Raw genomic sequence first — 14,983 nt, 5'->3', positions numbered from 1 at the left:
GTCGATCGGCGGTTGTTCTCGGGTCGGCGGTTATCGCACTGATTGCGTCGGTTTTTCGCTCACGGCGGCTTTTTTAAGCAGTTTTTGAATTTCTTTATCAAAACCGGCCGCGAATTTTGAAAATTCTTCTTTACCGTAATTGTTTTTTTTGTGTTCGATGAGTCCAAACTGTGAAAACTGAAGACTTAAATTCCTTTCCGAAAGCCTTCGGCCTATGTTTTCTTTGCTGTAAACCGTTCCCCTGTCATTTAACACGGTAACGCTTTTTTTTACCAGCCTGTCCGCAAGAAGAATGTCGCGCGTTATTACAATGTCCTGCGCCTCAGCGTTCGATGTTATATAGTTGTCCGCAGAGTCTTTTGCTTCGCCGCATATTATCATTTTAAAAAGCGGGTGAGAACTCGGCTGCGGTATTTGGCGGTTTGCCGCAAAAATTATGGGAATGTTAAATTTTTTTGTGTAACGGATAAGATAATTCCGGACCAAGCGCGGGCATGAATCCGCATCGACCCATACTGTCATTTTTGAAGAGCTTTATCGATTTTTTGTATCATTGCGAGGGTAAGCCTTTCGGCTTCGTCGTCCGAATTCAAGCTGTTTTTGGAAAATCTTGCAATTTTGGATTTTTCTTTGTATAACTCGTCGCAGATCATAATTCCTGTGAGTATGGCCGTCTGCAATTGGTCTTTGAGTCCCGCATTTTCTTCTATTTCGTCCGCTATTCGTTTGTAATACGATAAAAGTTTTTTTAAATATTCATCGTCTTCTTTTGCCTGTATGGTAAAAGAAGATCCAAGGATGTCTATTTTTAACGTTCCCATCGCAAACCTTTCAAATGCGGATTAAAATATGTCAAATTGACCGTTCTCACCTATCGTAGGCATAGACTGATCTTCATCCGTCTCTTGAGACGGAAGGTCGAACAACTTGTCCTGTGGAACTTGGTTTGCGCTCCTGTTTTCCGGAGCGGAGTGTGTTTTTTCCTGTTCTGCGGGGAGCTTTTCGGATGTTTCATGCATTCCGATTTCTTTACCGCCGTCTTGTTGTGCACTCTGCCGTTGAGTTTGCACGGGCGAAACGGCTGCCGCAGGATCTTCGGATATTATTTTGCGCGTCAGAGAGGCCGTCTTTAATACGGAATTTTCTACCGAATTGAGTCTCTCCAACGCTTTTAAAATTCCTTCCTCGATCTTGCTTTGATCTGTAATAAAAGATGAAAGCTGCTCCGTTTTTTCGGAAAGTGCTTTTGTGAGCTCTGTGCACTTTGTACGCAAAGCATCATTTTCCTGATTAAGCTGCGCGATTTTTTGCACAGCGCTTTCAACTTTTTCTTCCAAAAGCAAAACTTGATCGAGGGAGATCATATTCTTTACGCCTGCAGCGCCTTTTTGGCGGATTCTACGACCGATTTAAAAGCCGCGGGATCTTCTATTGCCATATTGGACAAGGCCTTGCGGTTCAATATGATTCCGGCCTTATTCAATCCGTCCATAAAGCGCGAATAGCTCAAGCCTTCGTCTCGGACTGCCGCGTTTATACGCGCTATCCACAAGCGGCGGAAAGAGCCCTTGCGGTCACGGCGATCGACATAAGCGTGAGTCAGCGCCTTTGTAACGGCGTCTTTCGCAGCCTTATAGTTTGTTGCTCTGCGTCCTCTGAATCCCTTTGCAAGTTTTAGGATTTTGACGCGGCGGTTTTTACGTTTTGTTCCGTCTATTGCTCTCGACATAGTTTATACCTCATTAACCGTAGGGCAGCATCTGTTTACGGACTTTCTTTGCATCGGCTTCAGAAAGAATTCCGGCTGCGCGCAGCTGTCTTTTGCGCTTTGGAGAACGCTTTGTCAAAATATGACGAAGGTTCATCTTTTTGTACTTTACCTTACCGGAGCTTGTAAGTGAAAACCGACCGGAGGCGGATTTCTTTGTCTTCATCTTAGGCATTTCTTTTACCTCAATTAGTTTTTGGCTTTTCCTGAAATTGTCATCGACATAAATTTGCCTTCCATTGCGGCAGGTTTTTCGATGGTATACGCCGAAGTAAGCCTTTTCAAAACTTCTTTCAGTACATCAAAGCCGAGTTCCGTGTGGGCGAGTTCGCGCCCGCGAAAGCGGATGGTCACCTTTACCTTATTTCCCTCGTCTAAGAATTCCTGTATATGTTTGACTTTTGTATCAAGGTCACCCGTACCGATTTTGGGTTGCATACGAATTTCCTTGAGTTTTAATACCTTTTGGTTTTTCTTGGAGTCACGGAGCTTTTTCTCCTGTTCAAACCGGTATTTGCCGAAATTAAGTATTTTACATACCGGCGGATTTGCCGTTGGAGCAACTTCAACAAGGTCGAGCTCTCTTTCTTTAGCCATTCTAAGCGCTTCCAGCGTAGGAACGATCCCTTTCTGGTTGCCCTCGTCGTCTATTAATCTGACCTCACGTACACGGATCATTTCGTTGACCCGTAATCCCTTATTGTCTGCCAACTATCCTCCTTAGTGCTTTGTAAAACACCCACATATATAAGCGTAGTTTTCAATATAACATAAAATTAGATATTGTGTAAAGCATAATTGTTGACAGTTTTCGCCGCCTTGTGTTCCACGGTAGATATTTTCCCCTCGCTCACGCATTTTCGCAACGCTTACCCGACATGGCGAGATGCACTTTTGGGACAAAGAACCTTATTTCTTTTAGGTATCACTATGAAAAATAAGCTACCTCTCGTTTCAAAGCGCAAAAGCAGGTTAGGCAAATGTTAGACGTACTCCTAATGGGATGTAACAAGACTCAGTTATTTACAGAATGATTTATCAATACTTAACATTGTTTTTTCATCAAGTCATGTGTATAATTTCCTTGTAATATACACACTGGAGGAGGGGCGGGGCTATTATGAGAACAAATATTGTTATCGATGACACCTTAATGGCCGAGGCTTTGGATGTTTCCGGCTATAAAACAAAAAAAGAAACGGTTGAAGAAGCTTTAAAACTTTTGATAACGTTAAAAAATCAGGCAAAAATAAGAAGTTTTCGAGGGAAACTATTCTGGGACGGTGATTTGGAAAAAATGAGGCTTGATAAATGATTGTCGCAGATACATCAGTCTGGATTGATTATGTAAAAGGGATTGATGCGCCTCATACCGATATTTTAGATCATGAATTAATCTGCAACAGGGTAGTAACCGGTGATATAATAATAACTGAATTTTTACAGGGCTTTAAAAACGACAGAGAATACCTCATAGCAAAGCAAATTATGGACAATCTGGAATACAGAGATTTTCTTGGAAAAGAAATTGCAATACAAGCTGCAAATAATTATAGGAAGTTAAGAAAGCAAGGCGTCACGGTAAGAAAAACAATAGACGTTATAATTGCAACATTTTGTATAGAAAACGGATTTCCGTTAATACACAATGACAAAGATTTTGATCCGATGGAAGAAATTTTAGGATTGATCGTTAAAAAGTGATGATAAGGACAATATCTATGAACATAATCTTGCTATTTCTTGTTGAGGGTATAATAATTCAAAATTGTTTCAGTTGATAAATACATAAAACAGTATGTATAATATATATGTATATGAGATTTGCCGGTGCGTTTTACAATACGCGGTCAGAACATTAGAATTTTCGGCGCAGGATATTGGCGTCAAGGAAAGAAACTCTATGAAAAGCATTTACAGTAACCCCGAGAAATCAGTAATGGAAGCATTGGATTCCGCCGTATTAGTGGCGGATTTTCTTCCTTCTCCATCAGAGCTTGTAAAAAAAACAACAAAAGAAAAAATAACAATTTCAATTGATTCTGATTGCATTAATTTTTTCAAGAAAGAAGCTAAGAAAAATCATACAAAATATCAGACTATGATGAATGAAGTACTTTCTCAATATGCAAAGCATTATGCTGTAAATTGAATTGTGGGACAGAACAATCGCCTAACACAGTTCTGTACTCTTATGAACTCTTACGACTTGTTACCCCTTTTAGCAAAAAATTGATTTCCGTCTTGTGCGTTTTCGCGATATTGAACCTTGCCGCATTTTTGTGATAAATATAGTATATGTTTCTGTTTTTATTGCTTTTCTTTCCGTTTGTGCTGGTCGCGGCTTCGGTAATTAAAGGATCTTTTAAAGAGTATTTTGTTCCTGCCGTATTGGGCGCTTTTGCGGGAATATTTACTTGCCTGATTTATACTTTTTTCATATTTCCGTCGTCGTCTTTTTCGTTCGGTTTTGCTTCGAATTTTGCGCGCATTTTGTTCAAAAACATTTTTTTGCCGATGTTTTTAAGCGGCGCAGCCTTATTTTTGCTGCTTAAAGATCCTTTGGAAACCAGAATAAAAGCGTTATTTCCTTATTGGATAGTCTTTTATGCTTTATTTATTCCGTGTACGACTATTTCAGGCAAAACGGATTTTTCTTTTTTTGAATTGTTTTTGCGTCCCGTATTATACGTAAGCATGCTTGTTATGTTTGACGGCGTTTGGGATTTCTTTCTATTAAAAAGAATAAAAGCGGAAGACAAAACGGCTGCAAGCGATTATGGCGCCCGTGACGAGGTCTTCGGCATTGACCGGCATCGTTCAGGTGACGTAAAAAACATAATAATGTTATGTCTTGCCCTGCTTTCAGTCTTGTCATTTCCTGCCGCCGTCGAAACGCTTCGCTTCATAGGCGCCCCGCGGCCTGTTTGGATCTTAATGTTTGTCGTTTACGCCGCCGCTGCGGTTTATGCAGCGTGCAAAGTTCAAACGCATTTTCGGCGGGAAAAATAATGTCGGGAGAGAGGCAAAGCCGAAAGGCATCCTTTCCGAAAGTACTTTTTGATTGCTTGACCAGAATTACTATGACAGCTATAGTATATCCTTAATAAATACTGATTTAGCTTTAGCAAGGCTTAAGAAACGTCCGCTTTTAAAGCTTTCGATTTCGGTATTTGGGAGACAATCTATGAAAAGCGAAAACGCTACCAAAGGTGTCGCGCGCGCTCCGCACCGCTCCCTTTTTTATGCGATGGGATATACAGATGAAGAACTCAGCCGTCCCTTAGTGGGAGTTTGCTGCGCAAAAAATGAAATAATACCCGGACACTTCGAACTGGACAGAATTGCCGACGCCGTAAAAGCGGGCATAAGAATGGCCGGAGGCACTCCCATAGAATTTCCTGCGATCGGAGTTTGCGACGGTATAGCGATGGGTCACGAAGGAATGAAATATTCTTTAGTCACCCGCGAGCTTATCGCAGATTCCGTGGAATGCGTAGTTAAAGCCCATCAGTTTGACGCCCTTGTGCTTATTCCCAACTGCGACAAGGTTGTGCCCGGAATGCTCATGGCGGCGGCTCGTCTCGATCTTCCTACCGTATTCTGCTCAGGCGGTCCTATGATGCCGGGACGTTTACCCGGTCATGATTCTCATAATCCGTATTCAGGAAAGAACTTAAGCCTAAGCGATATGTTTGAAGCGGTAGGCGCTCTTGCCGCGGGAAAAATAAACGAATGCCAGCTTAAGGAAATGGAAAACGCGGCTTGTCCCGGCTGCGGATCCTGTTCGGGAATGTTTACCGCAAACAGTATGAATTGCCTTACGGAAGTTTTGGGACTAGGTCTTCCGGGCAACGGAACGATTCCCGCCGTACAGGGAAGACGTATTGCGCTTGCAAAGCATGCGGGTATGCAGGTTATGGAGATGTACGAAAAAAAGATCACCGCAAGGCGCATGATGACGGCCGAAAGTTTTGCCAACGCCCTTGCCGCGGACATGGCGCTAGGTTGTTCCAGCAATACGATGCTTCACGTTCCGGCTATCGCCCATGAAGCGGGTATAAGTATCGATCTTCACGATGTAAATAAAATAAGCGAACACACGCCGAATTTGTGCCACTTGGCGCCCGCCGGTCATACGTTTATGAACGAGCTTGACGAGGCGGGAGGCGTTCAGGCGGTTCTTGCGGAATTGGCTAAAAAAGATCTCATAAAGACCGATTTGATAACCGTTACGGGAAAAACCATAGCGGAAAACATAAAGGGCGTTAAAAACCGTGATCCTGAAATTCTTCGTCCGATTGAAAATCCTTATTCCGAAACCGGCGGTATTGCGGTTTTGTTCGGAAACCTTGCGCCCGACGGGACAGTGGTAAAGCGATCCGCATGCGCGCCTGAACTTATGAAGCACACAGGGCCTGCGCGCGTATTTGACGACGAAGCCGAAGCTATGGAAGCGGTTCAAAAACAGCGCATTAATCCCGGAGATGTGGTTGTAATACGCTATGAAGGCCCCAGAGGAGGACCGGGAATGCGCGAAATGCTCGCCGTTACCGCGGCTCTTGCCGGTCAGGGGCTTGATAAACAGGTGGCGCTGATTACCGACGGCCGTTTTAGCGGAGCTACCCGCGGAGCTTCTTTGGGACATTGTTCGCCCGAAGCGGCCGTAGGAGGGCCCATAGCTTTGGTGAAGGAAGGCGATAAAATCACTATAGACATAAACGCTTATAAAATTACGCTTGAAGTAAGCGATGAAGAATTGGCAAAACGCCGCGCGGAATGGAAGGCTCCGCCTCCTAAGGTAAAAGAAGGCTATCTTTCTCGCTATGCTAAATTGGTGTCTTCCGCGGATAAGGGAGCCGTATTGCAATAATGAAAATAACAGGATCTCGTGTAATTATAGAATGTTTAGTTGAACAGGGTGTCGATCTTGTGTTCGGATATCCCGGAGGGGCTATTTTAAATGTATATGACGAACTTTATAAAAACAGCGACAGGATTCGCCATATATTGACCGCTCACGAGCAGGGAGCCGCCCACGCAGCCGACGGATATGCAAGATCCACCGGAAAGGTGGGGGTAGTGCTTGCGACAAGCGGCCCGGGAGCTACGAATCTTGTAACGGGAATAGCAACCGCCTACATGGATTCGGTGCCGATCATCGCGATCACTTGCAACGTAACGATTCCCCAGCTCGGTAAGGACAGCTTTCAGGAAATCGACATTACGGGCGTCACTATGCCGATCACAAAGCACAATTTTATAGTCCGCGACGTTTCAAAACTTGCGGACACAATTCGTAAAGCTTTCGTCATCGCGAAAACGGGGCGTCCGGGGCCAGTGCTGATAGATATTCCCAAAGATATTACGGCGGCGCTTGTCGATTATACCGCTGCGACCGTGCAAAACGGCGGTGAAATATCTTTGACGGCCGATAAAAAAAGACCGGCGACCTCTATGCCCTCGCAGGACGAAATCGAACGTGCGGCTCAGCTCATAAACAAGGCGGAACGTCCCGTGATTTATGCAGGCGGCGGAGTTATAATTTCAAATGCCTGTGAAGAAATCAAAGAACTTTCAGAGCTTGCAAATATTCCCGTCACTATGAGCCTTATGGGAAAATCGGCTTTTCCGAACAGGCATCCGCTCGCTCTGGGGCTTATAGGCATGCACGGAACGAAGGCTTCGAATATGGCCGCGAATAAGAGCGACCTGCTTATAGCGATCGGAACACGTTTCAGCGACCGCGTCATAGGCGATCCTAAAAAGTTCGCGGGAAACGCTAAAGTTCTCCATATAGACATAGACCCTGCCGAAATAAATAAAAATATCCGTGTTTTTACGGCCCTGTTGGGAAACATAAAAGATATACTTGCAGCATTGATTCCCCTTGTAGAGAAAAAACCGGTTTCCGAATGGAACAGGCGGATTGACGAATGGAAAAAAGAAATTCCTTCCAGCTGGAATAAAAAGACGGCTCTTCCACCCAAATTCATTTATGAATACGTAAATAGCAGAGTGGATGAAGATACGATAATAACGACGGAAGTAGGGCAGCATCAGATGTGGGCCGCGCAGTTTTATAACTATACGAAACCGAGAACCTTTTTGACTTCAGGCGGATTGGGAACCATGGGCTTCGGTACGGGAGCCGCCATAGGCGCTCAGCTTGCAAACCCTTCGCGCCGCGTCGTCCATTTTGCAGGCGACGGTTCGTTCAGAATGAACTGCAACGAACTTGCGACGATCGCTCATTACAATCTTCCGATAGTTATAATAGTAGTGGATAACGGCGCTTTGGGAAACGTTCGCATGTGGCAGACTCTTTTTTATGAAAAACGTTACAGCCAGACTACATTGGATTTCGGCCCGGATTTTGTAAAACTTGCCGAGGCGTACGGAATTGGCGGATGCAGGGTAAAAAATCAGGATGAGTTTAAAAAAGCCTTTGACGAAGCTCTGTCCGCCGGAAAACCTGCTGTGATCGACGCTATGATAGACATAGACGAAATGGTTATGCCCATGATACCGCCCGGAAAACCTGTGGAGAATTTGCTTTTAGACGTTTGAATCGCGAAGAATTCCGGTGAGTCTTGCAGCATGCCCTGAATCTCTGCGGCTCCCTGAATCCGGCCGTCTTACACGAGCACCGTGGCTCCGCGCAGCGAGTGCGGCAAGCCTCTGCCGGGCATGCTGAATTTTTATTCCCCGTTTGTAAACTCAAGTAAATCGGAATAATCCCCGGAATCGGCTTTTCGCAGCGCTGCAATATACCGGCTTCTGATATAAGAAACATTTACCAAATCCGTATTTCCCCAATACAATGATTTACCGTCCAGTTTTTGAAGTATTAAATCCGCCATCAATCTGGAAACGCGTCCATTTCCATTTGGAAACGGATGAATTTGAACAAGACGGTGATGAAAGCGCACGGCGATTTCATGATTAACATAAGTTCCGTTTTTAATCCAAAACTTTACATCATCAAAGAGCTGCATCACTTTTATCGGGATTTGATATGGAGCAACTCCGATATTTCTTTCCGTCGTTCTGTATATTCCAGCCCATTTCCAAACTTTACCGAACATCTTTTTATGTAAATTACACAAAAAAACGTCTGAATAAATATATTTGGTTTTGTTTGACAGGAGCCATACCTGAGCCTCTGCAATATTTCGAGCTTCTACCTCATTTAATTCCGAGCGGAGCGTTATCCACTTTAATTTCAAACCGTCTTTTTCATCTTCGGTAAGAGATGTTGAATTATCATCAGCGCCAAAAACATCCATTTGTTAGTCCCATATTTGCTTAGTTTTATTATTAATGAAATCCACAACCATGTCTTCAACGGCTTCTTTTGTTGCAATATCTTGATTTTCCAATGCCATGTTTAGATTTACAGATTTTATTATTTTCTCTGCTTTCTTTCTGGCCTGAACTTCAACAAAACTCTGAAAACTGGTTTTGGGCTTAAAATAATAAACAAAATCACAGTCTATAGCTTTTGCAATTTTTTCCATTGTAGAAATCTTTAAATTTTTCTCATTCTTTTCCATAACCGTAATTCGAGGCTGAGTCACGCCAAGCCGATTGGCAAGTTGTAAAGCTGTCATTCCCAAGGCTTCCCGAATAGACTCGATCCAACTTTTGCCCTTAGGGATAATATTTTTATCAACCTGTAAACCCTCTGTTTTTTTATCCAATGCCCTAATTTCAATTATTCTTGTATTCATGTATAACCTATATATAATAATATTTTAACATTAGTATAATATATATATTGTATATTTACTATAGTTATATTACTTTTTTATTATATTTTGTATAGGTAACTTAGCAGAATTCCGGCGGCTCCCTGAATCCGGCCGCCTTGCACGAGCGGTACGGTGCGATGAGCGCACCGTGCAGCCAGCGCGGTTTACACGTTGAGGCTGTCTTCAGTTTTCTGTATAATCGATAGTATGGAATCACACGGCGCATTGACATCTGACAATCGGGCGGCCTTATGGAAAGGCCGTTTTTCCGAAGGCCCCGACGCTGAGGCGGTAGCCTTTGAAACCTCAATCCATGTGGACGAACGCATGGCGCTTGACGATATTTACGGCAGCAAGGCTCATGCCCGTATGCTGGGCGAGACGGGCATTATTCCTCTGTCCGAAGCCGACAAGATCGTCGCCGGCCTCGATTCGATTAGCAAAGACCTTGAAGAAGGCAGACTTTCAATCGATTACAGCGCGGAAGACATACATTCTTTTATAGAAGGCGTCTTAACCGACCGTATAGGCGAACCGGGCAAAAAAATCCATACCGGCAGGAGCCGGAACGATCAGATCGCCCTTGACGAAAGACTTTATTTGCGTCGCTGTATACCCGACCTTAAAAACAGACTTTTAACCCTGATTGATACCCTCGCTTCCATTGCGGACTTTCATACCGGAGATATTATGCCGGGCTTTACCCACATGCAGCACGCACAGCCCGTAACTCTCGCTCATCATCTTTGCGCATGGGCGTGGATGCTTGTCCGGGACACGGAAAGACTTTCGGACGGACTGAAGCGCATTTCCCTTTCGCCCTTGGGAGCGGGCGCTCTTGCCGGCAGCAGCCTGCCTTTAAACCGTGAAAGCGCTGCAAAAGATATGGGCTTCGACAACGTTGTGCAAAATTCCTTGGATGCCGTTTCCGACAGGGATTACTGCATAGAATTTGCTTCCTGCTTTGCGCTTATTCAAATGCACCTGTCGCGTTTTTGCGAAGAGATCATCATTTGGGCTTCTACGGAATTTTCTTTTATAGAATTGAGCGAAAGATGGTCTACCGGAAGTTCCATCATGCCGCAAAAGAAAAATCCCGACTTTGCGGAATTGATCCGCGGGCGCACGGGCAAGGTTTACGGCAGTTTAGTTGCGCTTCTCACTATGATGAAAGGCTTGCCCCTGTCTTATAACCGCGATATGCAGGAAGACAAAGAAAGCCTCTTTGATTCTTACGACACGGTGATTTCCTGCGTCAACGTTTTTACAAAAATGATTTCAAGCGCCAAATGGAATTGCGATACTATGAGTTCTTCATGCGACGGCGGCTACCTTAACGCGACGGACATTGCCGAATATCTGGTAAAAAAGGGGATGCCGTTTAGAACTGCGCACGGCGTGGCCGCAAAAGCCGTTCGAATTGCGATAGAAAAACAGCGCCGGCTTGAAGATCTTGATATTTCGGATTTTAAGTCATGCTCGGATTTGATTTCAGAAGATATCTATAGTAGAATTACTAAAGACGCTTGCGTAAACGCCAGAAATTTGACGGGCGGTCCTTCTTCTGAAAGAGTAAAAGAGCAGATCCTTTTATTAAAGGAATTTGTACGGCAAAAGAGGTAATATCGACCGGATATGGATGATGATAAAAATTCTTCCGGAAGCGGATTACATTTCGAACAGCTGGATTTTGATCTGCTGGAAAGATCTCTGCAAAATCAGAGTTCCTCAGAGATGGTCTTCCAAACTCTCTCGATATGGTTATGGGGGCGCTTGGACGTTGAATTTGTAGCGTTTTGTTTTTCAAAAAAGGTCGACGCTCAGTATGTAAAAACGTCGGACGACGGAAACATACCTTCAGGCTCTTCCGTCTTTCAAGAACGAAAAGAAAACGCCGTTTCAAAAAACAGAGTCTTTGTTCACAGCGCAGGATATATCTCTTTTCCCTTGGAAGATTTCAGCAATATTTCAGAAAAAGTTCTTTTAGTTATAGGAAAGGATAAAGCTTCCGGCGCGTCGTTCCGCCCTGAAGAGTATAAAAAATTCAATCCTATCATACGAATATTGAATAAATCCTTGCTGCATTTTACGGTAGAGCTTTTAAATGAAGAAAAGAGCCGGCTGCAGTACGCTTTTTCACGCTATGTTTCTCCCGAACTTGTTCAAAACATTATTTCGGACGGAAAGGCGATAGACACAAGCGGCGAAAAGCAGTGTCTTTCAGTGATTTTTACGGATCTGAAGGATTTTACCCCCTTGACGGAAGAGATGAATCCTCCGAACCTTGTCCGCGTGTTGAATATGTATTTGACGGAAATGACTCAAGTCATAATTTCGCTCGGAGGAACCATCGATAAATTTGAAGGAGACGCCATAATGGCGTTTTTCGGAGCCCCGCACAGGTTTCCGGATCACGCCGTACGCTGCTGCCTTTCGGCTTTGCGCATGAAAAAGATGGAAGTTATTCTAAACGAACAGCTTTTACATGAAAAACTCATCCAAAAACCGCTTTTTACCCGAATAGGAATAAATACGGGCGACATGATCGTAGGAAACATAGGTTCTCTGCAGAGGCTTGACTATACTATTATCGGCTCAAACGTTAATATTGCTTCGAGGATTCAGGACGTAAATAAGGTATACGGCACTTCCGTGCTTATAAGCGGCGAAACTTTCCGTTTGGTCGCCCCATATTTTAACTGCGAATACTGCGATACGGCCTTTTTAAAAGGAGTAAAAGACGCCATTCCTCTGTATAAGCTTATTTCGGAAAAGGAAAACATTCCTTTTTACGGGAATTTTGAAAATTCGGAACCGGCTTCTGAAATGGAATTGCTTGAGCCTGATTTATAACCGTGCGCAAAAGCGCACGAAAACGACATGCTGGGAAATCGAAAATTCCTTGAATATCGTTTTTTAAGGGGAAAAATGAAAAAAATTAAAAAAATCGCATTGATCGGAATCGCTTTTTTGTCGCTCGTTTCGTGTGCGAAAAAGACGGAAGCCGCCGCCGGCGCTTTGGATAATTCTCTTGAAAATCTGCAAAAGCGGGGCGTTTTTGTTTTAGGACTTGACGACCCTTTCCCTCCGCTCGGATTCAGAAGTGAAACAAATGAGATTGTAGGATACGACATAGATTTGGCAAAGGAAGTTGCCGCCCGCCTTAAAGTAAAATTCAAAGCTCAGCCCATTCAGTGGGACGCAAAAGAACAGGAACTCAATACGGGAAAAATTGACTGCATTTGGAACGGTTTTACCGTCACGCCTGAGCGGAAAAAAGCCTTGGCTTTTACCAAACCGTATTTAAATAACCGGCAGATCGTTATAGTGAGAAAGGATTCCGGCATTGTATCTCTTTTGGATTTGGCGGGCAAAAAAGCAGGAGTTCAGAGCGGTTCAAACGCTCAGGACGCCATAGATTCTTCAGAACATTTTAAATCGTCGCTTAAAAGCATCGTAATGTTTAAAGACAATATCACGGCTTTGAACGATCTTGAAATAAAGCAGATCGACGCTGTCGTAATGGACGAAGTCGTAGGCAATTACAGCATAACTACGACTAAAAAACCGTTCGTTTCGCTGGACGAAGGTCTTTCCGCCGAAGAATACGGGATTGGATTTAGAAAAAACGACGTAAAACTGCGCGATAAGGTTCAGAAAATCCTTGAAGAGATGCAAAAGGACGGTACCGTTACCGCAATTTCCGTTAAATGGTTCGGAAAAGATATTTCCGTAATAGGCCGTTAGGGCAAGACCTAACCCGATGCTTCAAGGCGGCGTTATAGTGGAGCGGGAACGGCCCGAAGACGTGATAGATAATCCCAAACACGAGCGTTCAAAGGCGTTTTTACGCCGTTTTCAGGCAGGTAAAATGTCTTGAGGCAGGTAGGATGTCCGACAAAAAATACGAAATGGATATGTGCTCCGGCACATTATTCCCCAAGATCATCGCTTTTGCTTTTCCTCTCGCCGTTTCAGGCATACTGCAGCTGTTGTTTAACGCCGCAGACATCGTTGTTGTCGGACGCTTTGTCGGTAAAGAAGCGCTTGCGGCCGTAGGTTCCACCACAGCCTTTATCAATTTTATAATAAATCTTTTTATGGGACTTTCGGTCGGCGCAGGAGTGGTGGTTGCCAACTGCTACGGCGCCGGCGAAAAAGAGGCCTTAAAGGAAAGCGTGCATACCGCCGTCATGCTTTCGTTTGTGGGCGGCATATCGCTCACAGTATTGGGGCTTTTAGTTTCGCGCCCGATACTTTCCGCTATGGGAAATCCTCCCGACGTTCTTGACTTGTCGGTTTTGTACATACGCATCTATTTTTTAAGCATTCCCGGTCTTTTGTTTTACAATTTCGGAAGCGCCATACTGAGAGCCGCCGGCGACACGAAGCGCCCCATGTATTTCCTTTTTGTGTCAGGGGTTCTTAACGTGTTTCTTAACATTTTTTTTGTAGTCGTAATGGGACTCGGCGTTGACGGCGTCGCTTACGCTACGGGAATTTCACAGTATCTTTCGGGATTTTTGATTTTATATACACTTGTACGTTCCGACAGTGACTACAAACTGATTTTAAAAGAAATAAAAATGTATAAGTATCCTACGATCAAGATTTTAAAGATAGGAATACCCGCAGGTTTTCAGGGAATGGTTTTTTCGCTCTCGAACATGCTCATACAATCTTCCGTAAATTCTTTCGGATCCACCGCTATGGCGGGAAATGCCGCAGCTCAAAATGTAGAAGGTTTTGTGTATGTTTCCATGACGGCCGTTTACCAAACCGCCATGAATTTTGTAAGTCAGAATTTTGGCGCTCATAAGTTTGACAGAATAAAGAAGATTCATTTTGAAACGCTTGTGTTGGTGTTTATTACGGGCATCGTAGGCGGATGGGCGGTGTATATTCTTTGCGATAAAATACTTTTACTTTACACCGCTAACGATAAAGTTATTTCCGTGGCTAAGCTCAGATTGTCCGTCATCTTAACCACGTATGCTTTATGCGGCGCGATGGACGTTATGTCCGGAATATTGCGCGGCCTGGGGCATTCTTCTTTGCCCATGGTAGTTTCGTTTTTAGGCGCTTGCGTATTCCGGGTGGTTTGGGTTCTTACGGTATTTACGTTTGTAAAAAGAACTCTTATGGCCTTATATATCTCTTATCCGCTGTCATGGGCGATAACATTTATAATACATACGATATGCTACTATTTTATCATCGATTATTACAAAGATAAAAAATTTTAACGGCCGAAAAAAGATGAGGCCGCGACAGAACAAGGTGAAATGCGAGACGCCGATGCAAAATACGGCGTAACACAGTGAAATGCGAGACGCCGCTTAATCCGCGCTAAAATTTAATATTTTGATTGCCATTTCTATAAATTTATTGTTTAATAGTAGATTGATAGCATTAGTTAACGGCGTCGGCGTGCGATAAAACATGTTAATGCCGGTCAATT

General features: G+C 43.9%; 18 protein-coding genes. 10 read left to right on the top strand and 8 right to left on the bottom strand.

Translation table 11 applies throughout. The annotated features are described in order from the left end of the window. Positions 1 to 30 precede the first annotated feature (30 nt). From HRQ91_RS07940 to infC, 6 genes are read right to left on the bottom strand one after another with little or no spacing between them, the layout of a single operon-like run. Positions 31 to 522, bottom strand: coding sequence for a YaiI/YqxD family protein (locus HRQ91_RS07940; protein WP_210119051.1), 492 nt, complete (start codon positions 520 to 522; stop codon positions 31 to 33). Next, on the bottom strand, positions 519 to 821 hold the full coding sequence (locus HRQ91_RS07935) for a cell division protein ZapA (RefSeq protein ID WP_210118227.1): 303 nt from the start codon (positions 819 to 821) through the stop codon (positions 519 to 521). The genes HRQ91_RS07940 and HRQ91_RS07935 overlap by 4 nt, the downstream gene beginning before the upstream one ends. A gap of 21 nt (positions 822 to 842) precedes the next feature. Beyond that, positions 843 to 1,364, bottom strand: coding sequence for a cell division protein ZapB (locus HRQ91_RS07930; RefSeq protein WP_210119050.1), 522 nt, complete (start codon positions 1,362 to 1,364; stop codon positions 843 to 845). A 5-nt stretch (positions 1,365 to 1,369) separates the two neighbouring features. Continuing rightward, a complete protein-coding gene (gene rplT, locus HRQ91_RS07925) occupies positions 1,370 to 1,729 on the bottom strand; it encodes a 50S ribosomal protein L20 (RefSeq protein WP_210118229.1) in 360 nt (119 codons plus the stop codon). Positions 1,730 to 1,742: 13 nt separating this feature from the next. Beyond that, on the bottom strand, positions 1,743 to 1,943 hold the full coding sequence (rpmI, locus tag HRQ91_RS07920; RefSeq protein ID WP_210118230.1) for a 50S ribosomal protein L35: 201 nt from the start codon (positions 1,941 to 1,943) through the stop codon (positions 1,743 to 1,745). A gap of 14 nt (positions 1,944 to 1,957) precedes the next feature. After that, positions 1,958 to 2,479, bottom strand: coding sequence for a translation initiation factor IF-3 (gene infC, locus HRQ91_RS07915; protein ID WP_210118231.1), 522 nt, complete (start codon positions 2,477 to 2,479; stop codon positions 1,958 to 1,960). A gap of 409 nt (positions 2,480 to 2,888) precedes the next feature. On the opposite strand from infC, the gene HRQ91_RS07910 reads away from it, so the two are divergent. The 6 genes from HRQ91_RS07910 to ilvB all read left to right on the top strand — a co-directional run bounded on the left by HRQ91_RS07910 (position 2,889) and on the right by ilvB (position 8,338). Next, the gene (locus HRQ91_RS07910) at positions 2,889 to 3,083 is read left to right on the top strand and encodes a type II toxin-antitoxin system VapB family antitoxin (protein ID WP_210119049.1); all 195 of its coding nucleotides are present in this window, start codon (positions 2,889 to 2,891) and stop codon (positions 3,081 to 3,083) included. After that, positions 3,080 to 3,472 (top strand): type II toxin-antitoxin system VapC family toxin, encoded by a 393-nt coding sequence (vapC, locus tag HRQ91_RS07905; protein ID WP_210119048.1) that lies wholly within the window; start codon positions 3,080 to 3,082, stop codon positions 3,470 to 3,472. The genes HRQ91_RS07910 and vapC overlap by 4 nt, the downstream gene beginning before the upstream one ends. A gap of 199 nt (positions 3,473 to 3,671) precedes the next feature. Further along, complete coding sequence (locus HRQ91_RS07900) at positions 3,672 to 3,920, top strand: BrnA antitoxin family protein (protein WP_210119047.1); 249 nt, start codon at positions 3,672 to 3,674, stop codon at positions 3,918 to 3,920. 146 nt (positions 3,921 to 4,066) lie between these two features. Then, complete coding sequence (locus HRQ91_RS07895) at positions 4,067 to 4,780, top strand: hypothetical protein (RefSeq protein WP_210119046.1); 714 nt, start codon at positions 4,067 to 4,069, stop codon at positions 4,778 to 4,780. A 175-nt stretch (positions 4,781 to 4,955) separates the two neighbouring features. Continuing rightward, positions 4,956 to 6,641 carry a dihydroxy-acid dehydratase gene (ilvD, locus tag HRQ91_RS07890; protein ID WP_210119045.1) on the top strand — a complete coding sequence of 562 codons (1,686 nt, stop codon included), beginning with the start codon at positions 4,956 to 4,958 and terminating at the stop codon, positions 6,639 to 6,641. Continuing rightward, positions 6,641 to 8,338 carry a biosynthetic-type acetolactate synthase large subunit gene (ilvB, locus tag HRQ91_RS07885; RefSeq protein WP_210119044.1) on the top strand — a complete coding sequence of 566 codons (1,698 nt, stop codon included), beginning with the start codon at positions 6,641 to 6,643 and terminating at the stop codon, positions 8,336 to 8,338. The genes ilvD and ilvB overlap by 1 nt, the downstream gene beginning before the upstream one ends. Before the next feature lie 131 nt (positions 8,339 to 8,469). Here ilvB and HRQ91_RS07880 read toward each other — a convergent pair whose 3' ends face one another. Next, positions 8,470 to 9,057 carry a mobile mystery protein B gene (locus HRQ91_RS07880; protein ID WP_210119043.1) on the bottom strand — a complete coding sequence of 196 codons (588 nt, stop codon included), beginning with the start codon at positions 9,055 to 9,057 and terminating at the stop codon, positions 8,470 to 8,472. A gap of 3 nt (positions 9,058 to 9,060) precedes the next feature. Then, a complete protein-coding gene (locus HRQ91_RS07875; protein WP_210119042.1) occupies positions 9,061 to 9,501 on the bottom strand; it encodes a mobile mystery protein A in 441 nt (146 codons plus the stop codon). Positions 9,502 to 9,729: 228 nt separating this feature from the next. Between HRQ91_RS07875 and argH the strand changes: the two genes are divergently transcribed. The 4 genes from argH to HRQ91_RS07855 all read left to right on the top strand — a co-directional run bounded on the left by argH (position 9,730) and on the right by HRQ91_RS07855 (position 14,768). Then, positions 9,730 to 11,145, top strand: a complete 1,416-nt coding sequence (gene argH, locus HRQ91_RS07870) for an argininosuccinate lyase (RefSeq protein WP_210119041.1) — start codon at positions 9,730 to 9,732, stop codon at positions 11,143 to 11,145. A gap of 12 nt (positions 11,146 to 11,157) precedes the next feature. Beyond that, a complete protein-coding gene (locus tag HRQ91_RS07865; protein ID WP_210119040.1) occupies positions 11,158 to 12,375 on the top strand; it encodes an adenylate/guanylate cyclase domain-containing protein in 1,218 nt (405 codons plus the stop codon). A 75-nt stretch (positions 12,376 to 12,450) separates the two neighbouring features. Continuing rightward, positions 12,451 to 13,269, top strand: a complete 819-nt coding sequence (locus HRQ91_RS07860) for an amino acid ABC transporter substrate-binding protein (protein ID WP_210119039.1) — start codon at positions 12,451 to 12,453, stop codon at positions 13,267 to 13,269. 143 nt (positions 13,270 to 13,412) lie between these two features. After that, on the top strand, positions 13,413 to 14,768 hold the full coding sequence (locus HRQ91_RS07855) for an MATE family efflux transporter (protein ID WP_210119038.1): 1,356 nt from the start codon (positions 13,413 to 13,415) through the stop codon (positions 14,766 to 14,768). The last annotated feature ends 215 nt before the right edge of the window (positions 14,769 to 14,983 follow it).

Source organism: Treponema parvum (genome assembly GCF_017893965.1).
GTDB lineage: Bacteria > Spirochaetota > Spirochaetia > Treponematales > Treponemataceae > Treponema_D > Treponema_D parvum.
The sequence above is the reverse complement of the archived record's forward strand: the minus strand, read 5'-3'. Positions and strand labels throughout refer to the sequence as shown.